The 18981-nt window shown below is 71.1% G+C and carries 19 protein-coding genes; 8 read left to right on the top strand and 11 right to left on the bottom strand.

Annotated elements, in window-relative coordinates:
- Positions 1–103: 103 nt before the first annotated feature.
- Positions 104–1312 (top strand): phosphoserine phosphatase SerB, encoded by a 1209-nt coding sequence (gene serB, locus C1I97_RS12295; RefSeq protein ID WP_111003255.1) that lies wholly within the window; start codon positions 104–106, stop codon positions 1310–1312.
- A gap of 78 nt (positions 1313–1390) precedes the next feature.
- Here serB and C1I97_RS12300 read toward each other — a convergent pair whose 3' ends face one another.
- From C1I97_RS12300 to C1I97_RS12315, 4 genes are all read right to left on the bottom strand, one after another.
- Positions 1391–1909: a SixA phosphatase family protein gene (locus C1I97_RS12300; RefSeq protein ID WP_111003256.1), complete on the bottom strand. Its 519-nt coding sequence runs from the start codon at positions 1907–1909 to the stop codon at positions 1391–1393.
- A gap of 118 nt (positions 1910–2027) precedes the next feature.
- Positions 2028–2234 carry a hypothetical protein gene (locus C1I97_RS12305; protein ID WP_111003257.1) on the bottom strand — a complete coding sequence of 69 codons (207 nt, stop codon included), beginning with the start codon at positions 2232–2234 and terminating at the stop codon, positions 2028–2030.
- A gap of 206 nt (positions 2235–2440) precedes the next feature.
- Positions 2441–2560, bottom strand: coding sequence for an SGM_5486 family transporter-associated protein (locus C1I97_RS41375; RefSeq protein WP_111003258.1), 120 nt, complete (start codon positions 2558–2560; stop codon positions 2441–2443).
- A gap of 52 nt (positions 2561–2612) precedes the next feature.
- Entirely contained in the window at positions 2613–3935 is a 1323-nt protein-coding gene (locus tag C1I97_RS12315; RefSeq protein ID WP_111003272.1) for a CynX/NimT family MFS transporter, read from the bottom strand.
- 91 nt (positions 3936–4026) lie between these two features.
- Between C1I97_RS12315 and C1I97_RS12320 the strand changes: the two genes are divergently transcribed.
- Entirely contained in the window at positions 4027–4719 is a 693-nt protein-coding gene (locus C1I97_RS12320; protein WP_111003259.1) for a FadR/GntR family transcriptional regulator, read from the top strand.
- Between the two features lie 251 nt (positions 4720–4970).
- On the opposite strand, the gene fabI is transcribed toward C1I97_RS12320, so the two are convergent.
- The 3 genes from fabI to C1I97_RS12335 form a co-directional block, all read right to left on the bottom strand.
- Positions 4971–5738: an enoyl-ACP reductase FabI gene (gene fabI / locus C1I97_RS12325; protein ID WP_111003260.1), complete on the bottom strand. Its 768-nt coding sequence runs from the start codon at positions 5736–5738 to the stop codon at positions 4971–4973.
- A gap of 5 nt (positions 5739–5743) precedes the next feature.
- Positions 5744–6463 carry a 3-oxoacyl-[acyl-carrier-protein] reductase gene (fabG, locus tag C1I97_RS12330; RefSeq protein ID WP_111003261.1) on the bottom strand — a complete coding sequence of 240 codons (720 nt, stop codon included), beginning with the start codon at positions 6461–6463 and terminating at the stop codon, positions 5744–5746.
- A gap of 175 nt (positions 6464–6638) precedes the next feature.
- Complete coding sequence (locus C1I97_RS12335; RefSeq protein WP_111003262.1) at positions 6639–7781, bottom strand: SEC-C domain-containing protein; 1143 nt, start codon at positions 7779–7781, stop codon at positions 6639–6641.
- Positions 7782–8110: 329 nt separating this feature from the next.
- Between C1I97_RS12335 and C1I97_RS12340 the strand changes: the two genes are divergently transcribed.
- The 3 genes from C1I97_RS12340 (at position 8111) to tyrS (ending at position 12456) form a co-directional block, all read left to right on the top strand.
- Positions 8111–9634 carry a TldD/PmbA family protein gene (locus C1I97_RS12340; RefSeq protein WP_111003263.1) on the top strand — a complete coding sequence of 508 codons (1524 nt, stop codon included), beginning with the start codon at positions 8111–8113 and terminating at the stop codon, positions 9632–9634.
- An 82-nt stretch (positions 9635–9716) separates the two neighbouring features.
- On the top strand, positions 9717–11111 hold the full coding sequence (locus C1I97_RS12345) for a metallopeptidase TldD-related protein (RefSeq protein ID WP_111003264.1): 1395 nt from the start codon (positions 9717–9719) through the stop codon (positions 11109–11111).
- A gap of 76 nt (positions 11112–11187) precedes the next feature.
- Positions 11188–12456 carry a tyrosine--tRNA ligase gene (gene tyrS / locus C1I97_RS12350; protein ID WP_111003265.1) on the top strand — a complete coding sequence of 423 codons (1269 nt, stop codon included), beginning with the start codon at positions 11188–11190 and terminating at the stop codon, positions 12454–12456.
- A 70-nt stretch (positions 12457–12526) separates the two neighbouring features.
- On the opposite strand, the gene C1I97_RS12355 is transcribed toward tyrS, so the two are convergent.
- Complete coding sequence (locus C1I97_RS12355; protein ID WP_111003266.1) at positions 12527–12817, bottom strand: GlsB/YeaQ/YmgE family stress response membrane protein; 291 nt, start codon at positions 12815–12817, stop codon at positions 12527–12529.
- 277 nt (positions 12818–13094) lie between these two features.
- On the opposite strand from C1I97_RS12355, the gene C1I97_RS12360 reads away from it, so the two are divergent.
- Both C1I97_RS12360 and C1I97_RS12365 read left to right on the top strand, forming a co-directional pair.
- Positions 13095–13493 (top strand): DUF3099 domain-containing protein, encoded by a 399-nt coding sequence (locus tag C1I97_RS12360; RefSeq protein ID WP_111003273.1) that lies wholly within the window; start codon positions 13095–13097, stop codon positions 13491–13493.
- A 240-nt stretch (positions 13494–13733) separates the two neighbouring features.
- Positions 13734–13961 carry a hypothetical protein gene (locus C1I97_RS12365; RefSeq protein ID WP_111003267.1) on the top strand — a complete coding sequence of 76 codons (228 nt, stop codon included), beginning with the start codon at positions 13734–13736 and terminating at the stop codon, positions 13959–13961.
- Positions 13962–13974: 13 nt separating this feature from the next.
- Here C1I97_RS12365 and moaA read toward each other — a convergent pair whose 3' ends face one another.
- The 3 genes from moaA to C1I97_RS12380 all read right to left on the bottom strand — a co-directional run bounded on the left by moaA (position 13975) and on the right by C1I97_RS12380 (position 17114).
- Entirely contained in the window at positions 13975–14964 is a 990-nt protein-coding gene (moaA, locus tag C1I97_RS12370; RefSeq protein WP_181446690.1) for a GTP 3',8-cyclase MoaA, read from the bottom strand.
- 177 nt (positions 14965–15141) lie between these two features.
- Positions 15142–16761, bottom strand: coding sequence for a solute symporter family protein (locus C1I97_RS12375; protein ID WP_111003269.1), 1620 nt, complete (start codon positions 16759–16761; stop codon positions 15142–15144).
- Positions 16758–17114 (bottom strand): DUF485 domain-containing protein, encoded by a 357-nt coding sequence (locus C1I97_RS12380; RefSeq protein ID WP_111003270.1) that lies wholly within the window; start codon positions 17112–17114, stop codon positions 16758–16760. The genes C1I97_RS12375 and C1I97_RS12380 overlap by 4 nt, the downstream gene beginning before the upstream one ends.
- Before the next feature lie 289 nt (positions 17115–17403).
- Between C1I97_RS12380 and C1I97_RS12385 the strand changes: the two genes are divergently transcribed.
- Positions 17404–18954 (top strand): S8 family peptidase, encoded by a 1551-nt coding sequence (locus C1I97_RS12385; protein WP_111003271.1) that lies wholly within the window; start codon positions 17404–17406, stop codon positions 18952–18954.
- Positions 18955–18981: the final 27 nt, after the last annotated feature.

Raw genomic sequence — 18981 nt, forward strand, 5'->3', positions numbered from 1 at the left:
GCCGAGGCCTCCGCGCCGTCCGAAGAAGTGAGGCCCGTACTGTTGTCCGCCAGGCGGACCTGGAAGGCGGGCGGCACTGGGTGCCGGATACCGTGGAACCACCATGAGCGCTTCGCAGACCTCTGACGATCCCACCCTTCTCGTCAAGATCTTCGGGAAGGACAGGCCGGGCATCACGGCCGGACTCTTCGACACCCTCGCCGCCTACTCCGTCGACGTGGTCGACATCGAGCAGGTCGTCACCCGTGGCCGCATGGTGCTGTGCGTGCTCGTCACCCAGCCGCCCGACGGGCTCGAGGGCGATCTGCGGGCCACCGTGCACAGCTGGGCCGAGTCGATGAAGATGCAGGCGGAGATCATCTCCGGCCGCGGCGACAACCGGCCGCGCGGCCTCGGACGCTCCCTGGTCACCGTGCTCGGCCATCCGCTCACCGCGGAGGCGACCGCCCGGATCGCCGCGCGGATCACCGGGGCCGGCGGCAACATCGACCGTATCTTCCGGCTGGCCAAGTATCCGGTGACCGCGGTGGAGTTCGCGGTGTCCGGCGTGGAGACGGAGCCGCTGCGCACCGCTCTGGCCACGGAGGCGGCGGCGCTCGGTGTCGATGTGGCGGTCGTCGGCGCGGGCCTGCACCGGCGGGCGCAGCGGCTGGTGGTGATGGACGTGGACTCCACGCTCATCCAGGACGAGGTGATCGAGCTCTTCGCCCGGCACGCCGGCTGCGAGGACAAGGTCGCCGAGGTGACGGCGGCCGCGATGCGCGGCGAGCTGGACTTCGAGGAGTCGCTGCACGCGCGCGTGGGACTGCTGGCGGGGCTGGACGCCTCGGTGGTGGACAAGGTGCGCAGCGAGGTGCGGCTGACTCCGGGCGCGCGCACCCTGATCCGTACGCTCAAGCGGCTCGGTTACCAGGTGGGCGTCGTCTCGGGCGGGTTCACGCAGGTCACCGACGATCTGCAGGAGCGGCTCGGGCTGGACTTCGCGCAGGCCAACACACTGGAGATCGTCGACGGGAAGCTGACGGGCCGGGTCAACGGTGAGATCGTGGACCGGGCGGGCAAGGCGCGGCTGCTGCGTCGGTTCGCCGCGGAGGCGGGTGTTCCGCTGTCGCAGACGGTCGCGATCGGTGACGGCGCCAATGACCTGGACATGCTGAACGCGGCCGGTCTCGGGGTCGCCTTCAACGCCAAGCCGGTGGTGCGGGAGGCGGCGCACACCGCGGTGAACGTGCCGTTCCTCGACACGGTCCTGTACCTGCTCGGGATCACCAGGGAAGAGGTCGAGGCGGCGGACGCGCACGTGGAGGACTGAGCGGTCGGCGAGGGGCGGCCCGGCACCCACGCGGTGCCGGGCCGCCCCCGGCTCGGGCTCTTCGCCCGGGTCGTCGGGCTACTCCGACGGCGCCCAGTAGTCGAGCAGCGTGGCCACGCCCGGCTCCAGGGTCTTCCAGGAGCCCTCGAAGGACACCAGGGCGAACGCCGCGGCCGGGAATCCGCGGCGGCTCATCCGCTCGCGGGCATCGCCCTCGGCCGAACCGGACAGCACCTCGGCCAGACCCTGGATGCCCGGGTTGTGGCCGACGAGGATCAGGTTCCGCACGTCGTCCGGCGTTTCGTTGAGCACGGCGATCAGCTCGCCGGGCGAGGCCTCGTAGACCCGCTCCTCGTAGACGGTTTTCGGCCGCTGCGGCAACTCGTGGACGGCGAGCTTCCAGGTCTCACGGGTGCGGGCCGCGGTCGAGCACAGGGTCAGGTCGAAGGGGACACCGGTGTCGGCGAGCCTGCGGCCGGCGACTGCGGCGTCCTTGCGGCCCCGCTCGGCGAGCGGTCGTTCGTGGTCGGTCACCTGTGGCCAGTCGGCTTTCGCATGCCGGAAGAGGACGATCCTGCGGGGTTCTGCGACGCTCATGGCACCCAGCTTCGCATGAAACAGGCCACGGGGCGCAGGGAGTTGACATGGGACTTTTCGGCCGGCGCGGGCGTCACGGGGCCGTGCCCGAGGGCGTCCGGGCGGAACGGCGCGGGCGTCACCGGATGAGCAGCTCCTGGACGCGCTGGAACAGCTGGGTGATCGCGGGACTGCCGGCGGCCGCGTGGGCGTCCGCCGGGTTACGTATCAGGGCGAGCAGCGCGACGAACGCCAGGACGGGCAGGGCCAGGGCCCACCACGGCAGCCGGGAGTCGACGCCGCCCGTGGTCGCCGGCTGGGGCCGGGGGTGCGTACGGGCCGGCATGATCGCCTCCGCTGGTCTCCGAGGTCCGTGGGCCGCCTCTGGCGGTCACCTCTCGAACCTACGGAATCCGCGCTCCCCGGCCCATCCGGTGATCCACCCACTTGACCCTGACCCTCACCCCCTAGGGGATGGGGGGATATCCCCACCACCGACCCTGATGCGGCGGAGTCACGGGCGTGCCGCCGGCCGCACACCCGGCGTGGCCGTCACGGCGACGCGAGGGTCGCGATGATGGCGATGATCACGAAGATGGCGAAGAACGCGCCGAGCACGATCAGCAACTTCTTCTGGCCGTTCTGCGGGTTCGGGTCGAGCACAGGCTGCATGCGCCCCAGTCTCGCACCCTTCGTCCGGAAGACGGCCTCCGGGGGGCCCGCCTCAGCGCGCCGCCTCGTCCTCCACCGTGCGGTCGCGACCGGCCAGGTAGCCCACCACCGTCTGCGGGACCAACAGCCCGGCCATGAGGGTGAGGGGCATTCCCCAGCCGCCGCTGTTCTGGTACAGCACACCGACCAGCAGCGGCCCCGGAATGGAGATCAGGTAACCGGTGCTCTGGGCGAACGCGGACAGCTGGGCCACGCCCGGCCCGGTCCTGGCCCGCATGCCGACCATGGTGAGCGCGAGCGGGAAGGCGCAGTTGGCGACACCGAGGAGCAGGGCCCAGGCCCAGGCGCCCGCGGCCGGCGCGAGGTACAGACCGGCGTAGCCGACCAGGCCGCAGACGCCGAGCACCAGCACGATGGGGCCCTGGTGGGGCAGCCGGGCCGCCAGGCGCGGGATGACGAAGGCCAGTGGCACGCCCAGCACCATCGTGAACGCGAGGAGCAGTCCGGCCGTGCCGGCGGAGACGCCCGCGTCCCGGAAGATCTGCGCCATCCAGCCCATCGTGATGTAGGCGAGGGTGGCCTGGAGCCCGAAGAAGACGGCCAGCGCCCAGGCGGTACGGCTCCGGGTGATCCGCAGGGCCGGGGCCCGCGCCTCCCGTGCGGGGGCTGTCTCCCCCCGCACGGATCCGGTACGGGCCGGGGGCTGCGCGGCGGGCTCGGCTCCCCGTTCCCGCAGCAGCGGCAGCCACGGCAGCACGGCCACCGCGGCGAGCAGCGCCCACACCGAGAGCCCGGACCGCCAGTTGTGGCCGAGCGCTCCGGTCAGGGGCACGGTCACCGCGGCGGCGGACGAGGTACCCAGGGCGAGGGCCATGGAGTACAGGCCGGTCATGGAGCCGATCCGGTCGGGGAACCAGCGCTTGACGATGACCGGCATGAGGACGTTGCTGACGGCGATGCCCGCCAGCGCGAGCGCGCTGGCGGCCAGGAAGGCGGGCGTGCCGCCCACGTAGGGCCGTACGGCCAGGCCGGCGGCGATGGCGACCATGCCCGCGCACACCACCGCGGCGGGTCCGAAGCGGCGGGCCAGCCGGGGTGCCATGACACCGAAGACGGCGAAGCAGAGCGGGGGCACGGAGGTGAGCAGGCCGGCCACGCCGCCGCTCATGCCGAGCGCAGTGCGGACCTCCTCCAGGAGCGCGCCGAGGCTGGTGATGGCGGGGCGGAGGTTCAGCGCGGACAGCACGATTCCGGCGACGACCAGGCGCACCGTCCACGCGCGCGTGGACGTTCCCCGGACTTCCCGGGGGGCGGTGGTCGCGACCTGGGCCCGCCCGGCCGTCGGCGTCGTGGTCCGGGTTTCCTCGCTCGGCATGGGCTCCATCATAGAATCATGGGATGAATTGCTGTCCATGCTGTCCGTGGAACGGACAGCGACTCCCGGGTCCCCCGTGCGAAGGGGTGTCATGGCTCTGAGCCTTCCGCGCCGGTCGGCACTGTCCGAACAGGTCATCGCCGCGCTGCGGCACCAGATCACTTCGGGCGAGTGGCCGGTCGGCTCCCGCATCCCCACGGAGCCGGAGCTGGTGGAACAGCTCGGTGTCGCCCGCAACACCGTCCGCGAGGCGGTCCGGGCGCTCGCCCACAACGGCCTGCTGGACATCCGCCAGGGTTCCGGCACGTACGTCGTGGCCACCAGCGAGCTGACGGGCGTGATGCAGCGCCGGTTCGCCGGTGCCGACCTGCGGCACATCGCCGAGCTGCGCTCCGCGCTGGAGTCGGCCGGGGCGCGGCTGGCCGCCGAGCGGCGCACCGAGAAGGACCTCAAGCAGCTGCACGCGCATCTGCTGCGCCGCGAGGAGGCCTGGGAGTCCGGTGACACGGAGGCCTTCGTGACCGCGGACGCCACGTTCCACCTGGCGGTGGTGGCCGCCTCCCACAACGACGTCATGACCGCGATGTACGCGGATCTGGGCGAGGTGCTGCGCGACTGGCTGCGCGCGGACGTCGGCGCGGGGCTCACCCCGGAGGTGTACATGGACCACACCCGGCTGCTCGACGCCATCCGCGCGGGCGACACCGAGACGGCCGCCACCGAGGCCGCGAGCTACCCGCTGCTGTGCCGCCCGGGCCGCTTCAGCCCACCCGCCGGCGACTGACCCGGTACGGCACGGCGCCGGCCTCGCCGCGCGTACGGCGAAGGCGGACTCCCGAAACGTCGGTGCCCAGCCCTTGGCCACAGCGCCCTGCTCACCGCCCCTGGCCACAGCCCCCGGGTGGCCGAAGACCCCCTGACGGCGGAGGCCCCCTGACGGCGGAGGGCCCCTGACGGCGGAGGGCCCCTGACGGCGGAGGGCCCGCACCCCAGGGGTGCGGGCCCTCCAGCACGTCGGCCAAGCTCAGCGCAGCGTCACGCGCCGATGGCGTGCAGGCCGCCGTCCACGTGGATGATCTCGCCGGTGGTCTTCGGGAACCAGTCGCTCAGCAGGGCCACGATGCCGCGGCCGGCCGGCTCGGGGTCCTTCAGGTCCCACTCCAGCGGGGCGCGGGTGTCCCACACCGAGGCCAGCTCGCTGAAGCCCGGGATGGACTTGGCGGCCATGGAACCGAGCGGGCCGGCGGAGATGAGGTTGCAGCGGATGTTCTGCTTGCCCAGGTCGCGGGCGATGTAGCGGCTGGTGGCCTCCAGGGCGGCCTTGGCGGGGCCCATCCAGTCGTACTGCGGCCAGGCGTACTGCGCGTCGAAGGTGAGGCCGACGACCGAACCGCCGTTCTGCATCAGCGGCAGGCAGGCCATGGTCAGCGACTTCAGCGAGAACGCCGAGACGTGCATGGCGGTGGAGACCGACTCGAACGGCGTGTTGAGGAAGTTGCCGCCGAGCGCGTCCTGCGGCGCGAAGCCGATGGAGTGGACGACGCCGTCGAGGCCGCCGAGCTCCTCGCCGACGACGTCGGCCAGGCGGCCCAGGTGCTCGTCGTTGGTGACGTCGAGCTCGATGACCTTGGCGGGCTTCGGCAGCTTCTTGGCGATGCGCTCGGTCAGCGTGGGCCGCGGGAAGGCGGTGAGGATGACCTCGGCGCCCTGCTCCTGGGCCAGCTTGGCCGCGTGGAAGGCGATGGAGGCCTCCGTCAGCACACCGGTGATCAGGACGCGCTTGCCCTCGAGAATTCCGCTCATGGTGATCAGTGACCCATTCCCAGTCCGCCGTCAACGGGGATGACGGCTCCAGTGATGTACGAGGCGTCGTCCGAGGCGAGGAACCGCACTGCCGCGGCGATCTCCTCCGGCTGCGCGTACCGGCCGAGCGGCACCTGCCCCATGATCGCCTCGCGCTGCTCGTCGTTGAGCGCCCGGGTCATGTCGGTGTCGACGAAGCCGGGGGCGACGACGTTGAAGGTGATGTTGCGCGAGCCCAGCTCACGGGCGAGGGAACGCGCGAAGCCGACCAGGCCGGCCTTGGACGCGGCGTAGTTGGCCTGCCCCGCCGAGCCGAGCAGACCGACCACCGAGGAGATCAGGACGACGCGGCCCTTCTTGGCCCGCAGCATGCCGCGGTTGGCGCGCTTGACGACGCGGAAGGTGCCGGTGAGGTTGGTGTCGACGACCGAGGTGAAGTCCTCCTCGGACATGCGCATCAGGAGCTGGTCCCTGGTGATGCCGGCGTTGGCGACGAGGACCTCGACGGTGCCGTGCTCGGCCTCGATCTCCTTGTAGGCCTGCTCCACCTGCTCGGGGTCGGTGATGTCGCACTTGACGGCGAGGCAGCCCAACTCCTCGAGGGCGGCCGGCGGCTCCCCCGACCGGTACGTGATCGCGACCTTGTCGCCGGCCTCGGCGAACGCGCGGGCGATGGCGAGGCCGATGCCCCGGTTGCCTCCTGTGACGAGAACCGAGCGGCTCAACGGATCACCCTTTCGATAGCGGTCTGTCAGCGTTCCGACAACCGCCCGAGCATCGGGACGGCAGGCGGCTTCACCGAAAACCTATCGGTCCGACCACGTCCAAGGGCAATCCGGCCCCGACAGTGGCGCATGGCGGCTCCTGTCGGGTTCCTACAGTCGGGAGTCCCTGGTCGGCTCAGTTCACGGCGGGGTTCCCGCAGCACTTCTTGTACTTGCGGTCCGAGCCGCACCAGCAGGGGCCGTTACGCGGCGGCGGCCAGGCGGTGGCCTGTCCGCGGCGGGCGAGTTCGGCCGCGTACGCGGAGCGGGTGGCGGGAGCGTCGGGAGAACCGCCGTCCGCCTCGGCGTGGGCCTGGAGCCCGGCCACCGTGGCGCGGCCGGCCGCGAGGTGCGGGGCGCCCTCGTCCGACATCTCGCGCAGCGTGCGCTCCACCTGGCGGAGATGGGCGGCGTGGTCGTCACCGTACGCCTCCGCGGCCTTCGGCCAGCGCTGAAGCAGCAGCGCGAACTCCTCCGCGGGCCAGAACAGGACACAGGCCCTCAGCGTGCCGGTATGTGCGGTCCGCTCCTCCTCCAGCGCCTCCGTCAACTGCCTGATCTCGGCCTCGAGGGCTTCCGGGCCTTCCTCCTTGAGCCGCCTGAGGCGGATCGGGTCGTGCATCTCGTCCAGGGGGCGCATCCGCCCGGGCAGGGGCGAAGCACGGTGCTCGTGGAGCTCGTCGGCGACCTCGTCCCAGTCGTCGTGCGGAGCGCCGAGCAGGCGGCGCACCCGGTGACGGCCGATGACCAGCGACTCCAGGTCGAAGCTGTCCGGGTGTTCCTCGACCGTGTCCGCGGTGACCGGCGTGCCGGCGCCCAGGACGTGCGTGATGCCGGCCGTGTACCACTCCGCGGCCGTCGCCGTCTCGTCCGCCTCCTCGAAGCACTCGGCGACGAACATCCAGGCGCCCGCGTCCCGTGGATGGCGTGCGCGGAACGCCGCCGCGCCCGCGCGGGCCTCCTCCTGCCGCTGGAGGTCCCACAGCGCGCTGATGCGGAAGGCGTCCACGAGGTCGTACCTCTCGCTGCCGCCCTCCCCCTGGTCGAGGAACCTCTCGTACACCGCGAGCGCCCGCTCGGGTTCGCCCGCGTCCCGCCACGCGTCGGCGGCCTCCATGAGGAGTTCCTCGCGCTCTTCGGGGTGCTGCTCCGCGAGCCGTTCGCAGTCCTCGGCGGACTGGGCCAGGGTGGCGGGCCTGAAGGCCGCGGCTCGCGCAGCCGGGACCCGCTTGCTCTTGTGGGCTTTCTTCTTGCCGGTGTTACGGCTCTTGCTGGACATGGACCGACCGTAGTGCGGCCGGAACCGGGCCCGCCGGGGTCCCCCTGAAATCACCCCTCCGGGTGGCCTCCGCGAGGAGCGCACAGCATCACGGAAACAGCAGTGCGCAGCGCTGACGGTTGCCATCGTCCGGCGGTGGGCGGGTCGTACGCGACTCCAAGAACCCCAGCAGGAGTCGCCGCGGTTCACCTCTCCTGGCCGCTGACGGCAGCGTCGCCCCGTCTTGCTGTCCTGCCTGATGTGAATTCGCTGGAAGCCAGGGGGTCGACGCCGCATGATTCACTGCGGGACGTACACATCTCACCAATGGCGACAACGGGAGGCCGCTCGTGGCCCATGAGGTCGATCAGTCATTCCTGGCACTGCCCCTGCGCGCCCTGGCCGACGCCGCGCTCGCACGCGCGCGTGCGCTCGGGGCCGAGCACGCGGACTTCCGGTTCGAGCGGGTGCGCAGTGCGGCCTGGCGGCTGAGGGACGCGCGGCCGGCCGGGTCGTCGGACACCACCGACCTGGGATACGCGGTGCGGGTCGTGCACGGCGGGACGTGGGGGTTCGCCTCCGGGGTGGATCTGAGCATGGACGCGGCCGCCAAGGTGGCCTCGCAGGCCGTGGCCATGGCCAAGCTGTCCGCCGAGGTGATCCGGGCCGCCGGGTCGGACGAACGGGTGGAGCTGGCCGACGAGCCGGTGCATGCGGAGAAGACCTGGGTGTCGTCGTACGAGATCGATCCGTTCTCCGTGCCGGACGAGGAGAAGGCCGGGCTGCTCGCCGAGTGGAGCGCGCGGCTGCTCGCCGCCGACGGGGTCGACCACGTCGACGCCTCGCTGCTCACCGTGCACGAGAACAAGTTCTACGCCGACACCGCGGGAACCGTCACCACGCAGCAGCGGGTGCGGCTGCATCCGCAGCTGACCGCCGTGTCGGTGGACGGGTCCAGCGGGGAGTTCGACTCGATGCGGACGCTGGCCCCGCCCGTCGGGCGCGGCTGGGAGTACCTCACCGGGACCGGCTGGGACTGGGACGGCGAGCTGGAGCGGATGCCCGAGCTGCTCGCCGAGAAGATGCGGGCGCCGAGCGTCGAGGCGGGGGTGTACGACCTGGTCGTCGATCCGTCCAACCTGTGGCTGACCATCCACGAGTCCATCGGGCACGCCACCGAGCTGGACCGGGCGCTCGGCTACGAGGCCGCCTACGCCGGGACCTCCTTCGCCACCTTCGACCAGCTCGGCAGGCTGAAGTACGGCTCCGAGCTGATGAACGTCACCGGCGACCGCACCGCCGAGCACGGTCTGGCGACCGTCGGCTACGACGACGAGGGCGTCGAGGCGCAGTCCTGGGACCTGGTCAAGGACGGGACGCTGGTCGGTTACCAGCTGGACCGCAGGATCGCGAAGCTGACCGGGTTCGAGCGGTCCAACGGGTGCGCGTTCGCCGACTCCCCCGGTCACGTGCCCGTGCAGCGCATGGCGAACGTGTCGCTGCGGCCGGATCCGGCGGGGATGTCGACCGAGGATCTGATCGGGAGCGTCGACCGCGGGATCTACGTCGTCGGGGACCGGTCCTGGTCCATCGACATGCAGCGGTACAACTTCCAGTTCACCGGGCAGCGGTTCTTCCGGATCGAGAACGGGCGACTGGCCGGGCAGCTGCGGGACGTCGCCTACCAGGCGACCACGACCGACTTCTGGGGCTCCATGGCGGCCGTGGGCGGCCCGCAGACGTACGTCCTCGGGGGCGCCTTCAACTGCGGCAAGGCCCAGCCGGGGCAGATCGCGGCCGTCTCCCACGGCTGCCCCTCGGCCCTCTTCAAGGGCGTCAACATCCTCAACACCACGCAGGAGGCCGGTCGATGAACGCCCGCTTCGAGATCGGCCGGGGGTCCGGGGGCCGTCCCCCGGGAAAGCACAGTCTCAACACCACGCAGGAGGCCGGTCGATGAGCCCGCGCACCATCAAGCCGCACGAGATCGTCGAGCGCGCCCTCGCACTGTCCCGGGCCGACGGGTGCGTCGTGATCGCCGACGAGCACTCGACCGCCAATCTGCGCTGGGCGGGCAACGCGCTCACCACGAACGGGGTCACGCGCGGGCGTACGCTCACCGTCGTCGCCACCGTCGACGGCAGGGAGGGCACCGCCTCGGGTGTCGTGTCGCGGGCCGCCGTGACGGAGGAGGAGCTGGAGCCGCTGGTGCGGGCCGCGGAGGCCGCCGCGCGCGGGGCGGGGCCCGCCGAGGACGCGCAGCCGCTGGTCAGGGACGTACCCCAGTCGCCCGACTTCGCCGACGCGCCCGCCGAGACCTCCTCGGCGGTGTTCGCGGACTTCGCGCCGGCCCTCGGCGAGGCGTTCGCACGCGCGCGTGCCGGCGGCCGTGAGCTGTACGGCTTCGCCAACCACGAGATGGTGACGACCTACCTGGGCACGTCCACGGGGCTGCGCCTCAGGTACGACCAGCCGGGCGGCACACTGGAGCTGAACGCGAAGTCCCCGGACCGTACGCGCTCGGCCTGGGCGGGGCGGTCGACCCGCGACTTCAAGGACGTCGACCCGGCGGCGCTGGACGCGGAGCTGGCCGTACGGCTCGGCTGGGCCGAGCGGCGGACCGAGCTGCCGGCCGGGCGGTACGAGACGCTGCTGCCGCCGACCGCGGTCGCGGACCTGCTGATCTACCAGATGTGGTCGTCGTCGGGCCGGGACGCGGCCGAGGGGCGCACGGTGTTCTCCAAGCCGGGCGGCGGCACGCGCGTGGGCGAGAAGCTGAGCGAGCTGCCGCTGACCCTGCGCAGCGACCCGGGTGAGCCGGGTCTGGAGTACGCGCCTTTCGTGGTCGCGCACTCCTCCGGGGACGACCGCTCGGTGTTCGACAACGGGCTGCCGGTGCGGGCCACCGAGTGGATCGGCGGCGGCGAGCTGAAGCACCTGCTGACCACCCGGCACAGCGCGGGCCTGACCGGGCTGCCCCTCGCCCCGTCGGCCGGGAACCTGATCCTCGACGGCGGCACCGACCGCTCACTGGAGGAGATGGTCGCCGGCACCGAGCGCGGGCTGCTGCTGACCTGCCTGTGGTACATCCGCGAGGTGGACCCGGCGACGCTGCTGCTCACGGGGCTGACCCGGGACGGGGTGTACCTCGTGGAGAACGGCGAGGTGACCGGCGAGGTCAACAACTTCCGCTTCAACGAGTCGCCGGTGGACCTGCTGGGCCGGGCGACCGAGGCGGGGCGCACGGAGAAGACCCTGCCGCGGGAGTGGAGCGACTGGTTCACCCGGGCCGCCATGCCCGCGCTGCGCATCCCCGATTTCAACATGAGCTCTGTCAGTCAGGGCGTATAACCTCGTAGGCGTGCGCAGTCGGGTGTCACCCGGCTGCGCGAAGATCATTGAGTATCACCGAGGAGACACGAGAACCGTGACGGACATCGTCGACGAGCTGAAGTGGCGGGGTCTTTTCGCCCTGTCCACCGACGAGGACGCCTTGCGCAAGGCGCTCGCGGACGGTCCCGTCACGTTCTATTGCGGCTTCGACCCGACCGCGCCGTCGCTGCACGTGGGGCACCTGGTGCAGGTGCTCACCGTGCGCCGGCTCCAGCAGGCCGGTCACCGGCCGCTGGCGCTGGTCGGCGGTGCCACGGGCCTGATCGGCGATCCGCGCCCGACCGCGGAGCGCACGTTGAACTCCCCGGAGACGGTCGCGGGCTGGGTGGAGAAGCTGCGCCGCCAGATCGAGCCGTTCCTGTCCTTCGAGGGCGAGAACGCCGCGGTCATGGTGAACAACCTGGACTGGACGCAGAACCTGTCCGCGATCGAGTTCCTGCGGGACATCGGCAAGCACTTCCGCGTCAACAAGATGCTGACGAAGGACTCGGTGGCCCGGCGCCTGGAGTCCGACCAGGGCATCAGCTACACCGAGTTCAGCTACCAGCTCCTGCAGGGCATGGACTTCCTGCAGCTCTACCGGCGCCACGGCTGCACGCTCCAGTCCGGCGGCAGCGACCAGTGGGGCAACCTCACGGCGGGTCTGGACCTGATCCACCGGCTGGAGCCGGATGCCGAGGTGCACGCGCTGGCGACGCCGTTGCTGACGAAGGCGGACGGCACCAAGTTCGGCAAGAGCGAGGGCGGTGCCGTCTGGCTCGACGGGGAGATGACGACGCCGTACGCGTTCTACCAGTTCTGGCTGAACGTGGACGACCGGGACATCTCCAAGTACATGCGCATCCTGTCCTTCAGGTCCCGTGAGGAGCTCGAGGAGCTGGAGCGGCAGACCGAGGAGCGTCCGCAGGCGCGGGCCGCGCAGCGCGCGCTGGCCGAGGAGCTGACGACGCTGGTGCACGGCGCCGACCAGACGGCCGCCGTGATCGCCGCGTCCAGGGCGCTGTTCGGCCAGGGCGAGCTCGCGGAGCTGGACGAGCGGACGCTGGCCGCGGCGCTGTCCGAGGTGCCGCACGTGCGGGTCTCCGAGCTCGGCCCGGTGGTCGACCTGTTCACCGAGGTCGGCCTGGTGCCCAGCAAGTCGGCCGCCCGCCGCACGGTGAAGGAGGGCGGCGCCTACGTGAACAACGTCAAGGTCACCGCCGAGGACGCGGTCCCCGCCGAGGAGGAGCTGCTGCACGGCCGCTGGCTGGTGCTGCGCCGGGGCAAGAAGAACCTGGCGGCCGTCGAGGTCACGGCCGGCTGAGCCCGTACGTAAGGCTGTACGGCGACTGCTGTACGGCTGCTGCTGTACGACGACGAGGCGGCGGGTCCGGCTACGCCTGCTGGGCCCGCTGCCGCTTCTTGTTGCCCCACAGGGCCATGTACGCCATGTCGCCGACGGCGACGATGATGATGGCGGCCACGAGCTGGAAGAAGTGCCGGCTCCAGTCGATGCCGCGGGTCGAGGCGACTCCGACCGCGCGGGCGACCGCGTTGCCGGCGATCGCGCCGAGCATGCCGAAGATCGTGGTCAGCCAGAGCGGGCTGTGCTGCTTGCCGGGGATGACCGCCTTCGCGATCAGGCCCAGCACGAAACCCACGATGATCGCCCACAACCAGCCCATGACTGCCTCCTCGTCCGGCTCGACGTGAGCCTTACGCTCAGTGTCGGTGGGGTGGCTGTACGTCGCACGTCGGGCGGGGCGTGCCGGGTCCGATCGCCCACCCGCGCGGACCGGGCATGGGCCGTTCGTGCAGGCAGGCGGGGCCCCGCCTTCCTGGGCCGGGGCCGTGCGGCGTACCGTGGGGAGGGCGCGGGCCGGTGGTCCCGACTGGTCACGGAAGGGACGCGCACCGGGTGCGCGCCGGGGAGTTGTCCGATACGGGCGGATGGTGGATGTGATGCGGAAACTGCATGGCGAGGGCAACGGCCAGGTGTTCCGGATCACGGGAGCCCGGGCGGGCCTGCAGGAGGACGTGCGTGCCCGGCAGCGCCGGTACGTCATCTCGATGTCGATCCGTACGGTCTCGGTGATTCTCGCGGTGGTGCTGTGGCACGTCGAGCACTACGTGGCGATCGCGGCGCTGGTGCTCGGCGCGGTGCTGCCCTACATCGCCGTGGTGATCGCGAACGCGGGGCGGGAGAACGCTCCCGGGCTGCCGTCCACGTTCGTCGCCATGCCGGTGAAGCCGGTGATCACTGCCCCGCGGACCGACGACGACTTCGCCCGGTCCGCCCCGGAAGACGCCACGGCCGATCCCGCGGCGGGCGCGGCGAGCGAGCCGCGCGACGGGGCCTGAACGGCGCCGGGAGGACCCCGGAAACCGTCTTCGGGCAGGCGCTTCGCGGGAAGCTCAAGAAAAGCTCAGATCAATCGTGCTGTTCCGGTGCCGGGCGACGGGTCGCCCATGACATACTTCCTACGCGCTCCGCATCCCCCGTCGGAGCGACGGACCGACGCCGGGCAGCTCCCCCCGTGGCTGCTCGGCGTCGCCTTGTTTGCGTGGCTGTGAGACTTTGCGTGGCTGTGAGACGAAGTGGTGACTGACGAGACCCCGATCTGCTCCGCCAAGGGCTGCCGTGCCGCCGCCGTGTGGGTCCTGGCCTGGAACAACCCGAAGATCCACACGCCGGAGCGCCGCAAGACGTGGCTGGCGTGCGAGGAGCACCGCGAGCACCTGTCGCAGTTCCTCGGGGTGCGGGGGTTCCTGAAGGACGTCGTGAAGTTCGAGGAGTGGGAAGCGCCCAGGAGCCCCGGGGGTCCGTGACGCCGTACCCGTCTCAGCCGCCGATCGCCGACATCGGCCGCTCCGGCTGGACGAACGAGGGGTCGTCCAGGCCCGCACCGGCCTTCTTGCCCCACATCGCCACCCGCCAGATGCGGGCGATCTCCTCGTCGGGGGCGCCGGAGCGCAGGGCGGCGCGCAGGTCGGTCTCCTCGGTGGCGAACAGGCAGGTGCGGATCTGGCCGTCGGCCGTGAGGCGGGTGCGGTCGCAGGCCGCGCAGAACGGGCGGGTGACGGAGGCGATGACGCCGACGCGGTGCGGACCGCCGTCGACGACCCACCGCTCGGCCGGGGCCGAACCGCGCTTCTCGGCGCCCTCGGGGGTCAGCTCGAAGCGGGTGCGCAGCGAGGCCAGGATGTCTCCGGCGGTGACCATGCCCTCGCGTTTCCAGCCGTGCTGGGCGTCCAGGGGCATCTGCTCGATGAAGCGCAGCTCGTAGTCGTGCTCCATCGCCCAGGCCAGCAGGTCGGGGGCCTCGTCCTCGTTCATGCCGGGCATCAGGACCGTGTTGACCTTCACCGGGATCAGGTCGGCCTCGCGGGCGGCCCTCAGGCCCTCGATGACGTCCTTGTGGCGGTCCCGGCGGGTGAGGGCCTTGAAGACGTCCGGGCGCAGGGTGTCCAGGGAGACGTTGACCCGGTCCAGGCCGGCCGCCTTCAGGGCGCTCGCCGTGCGCCTCAGGCCGATGCCGTTGGTGGTGAGCGACGTCTGGGGGCGGGGGTCCAGGGCCGCGACCCGCTCGACGATGCCGACCAGGCCGGGGCGCAGCAGGGGTTCGCCGCCGGTGAAGCGGACCTCCTCGATGCCGAGGCGGGTGACGGCGATGCCGATCAGGCGGACGATCTCGTCGTCGGTGAGCAGGGTGGGCTTGGCCAGCCACTGCAGGCCCTCCTCGGGCATGCAGTACATGCAGCGCAGGTTGCACCGGTCGGTCAGCGAGACCCTCAGGTCGGTGGCCACCCGGCCGTAGGTGTCGATGAGCACGTGGGCCCCCTCCCTCGTCGCGGATCCTGATCCCTGTGGCGGATCTCTCTTTCCCGTCTCCTGCGAGCCTACGCGACCCCGCTGACAACGACAGCGCCCGAAGCCATGGACATGTGGAAACGGCCGTGCCGCGGGGCTGTGCGGGCCCCACGGCACGGCGTTTCCCACGGTGGGCGCTCAGTGCGCTCCCGTGCCCGTCAGGGACCGCACCTCCAGTTCGGCGTACTTGGCGGTGTCCGGGGTCTCCTTGGACAGCAGGGTGCCCACGACGCCCAGCAGGAAGCCGACCGGGATGGAGATCAGGCCCGGGTTCTCCAGCGGGAACCAGTGGAAGTCGACGTCCGGGAACATCGACGTCGGCTTGCCCGAGACCACCGGCGAGAACAGCACCAGGCCGACCGCGGTGACGAGGCCGCCGTAGATCGACCACAGGGCGCCGGAAGTGGTGAACCGCTTCCAGAACAGGCTGTAGATGATCGTGGGCAGGTTGGCGGAGGCGGCGACGGCGAAGGCGAGCGCGACCAGGCCGGCGACGTTCAGGTCGCGGGCGAGGGCGCCCAGCAGGATGGAGACGGCGCCGATGCCGAGGGTCGCCCAGCGGGCGGCGTTGACCTCCTGCTTCTCGGTGGCGGTGCCCTTCTTGATGACGTTGGCGTAGATGTCGTGGGCGAAGGAGGAGGACGAGGCCAGGGTCAGTCCCGCGACGACGGCGAGGATCGTGGCGAAGGCGACCGCGGAGATGGAGGCGAGCAGGATCGCGCCCCAGTTGGAGTCGACTCCGCCCAGGTGCAGGGCGAGCAGCGGGGCGGCGGTGTTGCCCGCCTTGTTGGAGGCGATGATCTCGTCGGGCTTGATGAGCGCGGCGGCGCCGAAGCCGAGGGCGAGGGTCATCAGGTAGAAGGCGCCGATCAGGCCGATCGCCCAGATCACGGACTTCCGGGCGGCCTTGGCGGTGGGCACCGTGTAGAAGCGGATCAGGATGTGCGGCAGGCCCGCGGTGCCGAGGACCAGGGCGACGCCGAGCGAGAGGAAGTCCAGCTTGGTGGTGCCGGTGGCGCCGTACTTCAGTCCGGGCTCCAGGAAGGCGGCGCCCTTGCCGCTGGTGTCGGCGGCCTTGCCGAGCAGGTCGGAGATGTTGAAGTTGAACTTCAGCATGACCAGGAAGGTGAGCAGCAGGGCACCGGCCATGAGCAGCACGGCCTTGACCATCTGCACCCAGGTGGTGCCCTTCATGCCGCCGATGGTGACGTACATGATCATCAGCACGCCGACCAGCGCGACGATGGCGATCTTACCGCCGTCGCTGGTGATGCCGAGCAGCAGGGAGACCAGGACGCCGGCGCCGGCCATCTGGGCCAGCAGGTAGAAGATCGACACGACGATGGTGGACGTGCCGGCCGCCGTACGGACCGGGCGCTGACGCATCCGGTAGGCGAGCACGTCGCCCATGGTGTACCGGCCGGAGTTGCGCAGGGGTTCAGCGACCAGCAGCAGGGCGACCAGCCAGGCGACGAGGAAGCCGACAGAGTACAGGAAGCCGTCGTAGCCGAACAGGGCGATGGCGCCGGCGATGCCGAGGAAGGACGCGGCGGACATGTAGTCGCCGGCGACGGCGAGACCGTTCTGGAAGCCGGTGAACTGCCGTCCGCCGGCGTAGAAGTCGGCGGCGTCCTTGGTCTGGCGGCCGGCCCAGACGGTGATGACGAGGGTGGCGACGACGAACGCCGAGAACAGGGCGATGATCAGCGGCCGGTGCTCGCCCGCCTCGCCGACGGCAAGGGTGATCGCGGGGTTCATTCTGCGCCCTCCATGCGGGTCTTGATGGCCTCGGCCTTGGGGTCGAGATTGGCGGCGGCGTGCCGCGCGTACCACCAGGCGATGAGGAACGTGGTGAGGAACTGGGCGAGGCCCAGGACGAGTGCGACGTTGATGTTGCCGAAGAGCTTGGTGCCCATGAAGCCGCCCGCGTAGTTGGAGAGCAGCACGTACAGCAGGTACCAGGTGACGAAGGCGACGGTCAGCGGGAAGGCGAAGGAGCGGTAGGAGCGGCGCAGTTCACCGAACTCGTCGCTCTCCTGCACCGCGACGAACTCCTCGGCGGAGGGCAGGGGTGCCTGGGTTTTCGAGGGTGGCGGTGTCTCGGTGGCCACGTCTGTCTCCTCGCGTTGCGGGTGCGGATACGGATACGGATGCGTATGCGACAAGGGGGCTCGGTCGTGCTCGGGGTCCCCGCCCAAGGTCCACGGCGCCGCGCGGTGACCGGTTCAAGTCCCTCGTGCTTCTTTCGCAAGGGGCATGAACAAGTCATTGTCAAGTCATTGCTGGTGAGGGGGGTGGCGGGATAGCTTCAGCCTGCACACGCACCACCCGTCATGTACCTGCTCCTGGGTAACACCTGTGCCCAGGGCCGGTTCTGCACCCGGATGATGTGGAGACCCCATGGCTCATCTGCCTTCCCGACGCAGGCTCGCACTGGCCGTACCGGTCGTGCTGTCGCTGACCGCGTCGCTCGGCTTCCTGCCCGCGGCGGCGTCGGCGGCGCCCCACGCGGCCCCGGCCGCGCAGGCGAAGGACGCGGCCACGATGACGTACGTCGTCAACACCAAGACGAGCCGTCAGACGGTCGCGAAGGTGGAGCGGGCGATAGCCGCGGCCGGCGGGACCGTCGTGACGACGTACGACAGGATCGGTGTCGTCGTCGCCCACTCCGCGAACCCGGACTTCGCCAGGACCGTCCGCAAGGTCCCCGGGGTGGACTCCGCGGGTGCCACCCGTACCGCGCCGCTGAGCGCGGCCGGCACGACGGACGTCGGCGGGGTGCAGTACCTCTCCAGGGCCGAGGTCGCACAGCTGGAGAAGACCGCCAAGGCGTCGAAGCAGCCGAAGGGTTCGGTGCCCCTCGAGCCGTTCGAGGCCGACCAGTGGGACCTGCGGGCGATCGGCGCCGACAAGGCCGCCGCGATCAACCCGGGCAGCGCGAAGGTCACCGTCGCCGTGATCGACACCGGCGTCGACGACACCCACCCGGACCTCGCGCCGAACTTCTCCCCCTCCCAGTCCGCGAACTGCGTCAGCGGCAAGGCGGACACCACGTACGGCTCCTGGCGGCCGGTGGACGCGGACCACTACCACGGCACGCACGTGGCGGGCGAGATAGCCGCGGCCCGCAACGGCGTCGGGGTCGCGGGCGTGGCGCCCGGTGTGCGGGTCTCGGGCATCACGGTGGCCCAGCCGGACGAGAACCAGTTCTTCTACGCCGAGAGCGTCGTCTGCGCCTTCGTGTTCGCCGCCGACCACGACGTCCAGATAACCAACAACAGCTACTACGTGGACCCGTGGAAGTACAACTGCCCCGGTGACGCGGACCAGAAGGCCATCCTCGACGCCGTCGACCGGGCTCAGGCGTACGCCCAGCGCAAGGGCACCCTGCACGTGGCCTCGGCGGGCAACTCCAACCACGATCTGGCGGCCAAGTCGATCGAGGACACCTCCAGCCCGAACGACACCACCCCGGTGACCCGCACGATCGACCCGAAGAAGTGCCTCGACGCACCGGCCCAGCTGCCGGGTGTGGTGACGGTCAGCGCCACCGGCGTGCAGAACCTCAAGTCGTACTACTCCAACTACGGCAACGGCGTCATCGACGTCGCCGCGCCGGGCGGTGACAGGTACCAGATCCCCGACACCCCGTCGGGCAACGGCCGCATCCTGTCCACGATGCCGAACGGCGAGTACGCCTACCTGCAGGGCACGTCGATGGCGGCCCCGCACGTCGCCGGTGTCGCCGCGCTGCTGAAGTCGACGCACCCGAAGGCCACCCCCGCCCAGCTGCAGGCCATGCTCAAGGCCCAGGCGGACAACCCCGGATGTCCCATCGAGCCCTACGACCCGGACGGCAACGGCATCGTCGAGTCGTTCTGCAAGGGCAACAAGAACCGCAACGGTTTCTACGGCTCCGGCATCGTCAACGCGCTCCGCGCGGTCAAGTGACCTCACACCCCGTCACTTCCCCAGCCC

It is taken from the genome of Streptomyces sp. NTH33, from assembly GCF_003236365.1.
Classification (GTDB): Bacteria; Actinomycetota; Actinomycetes; order Streptomycetales; family Streptomycetaceae; genus Streptomyces.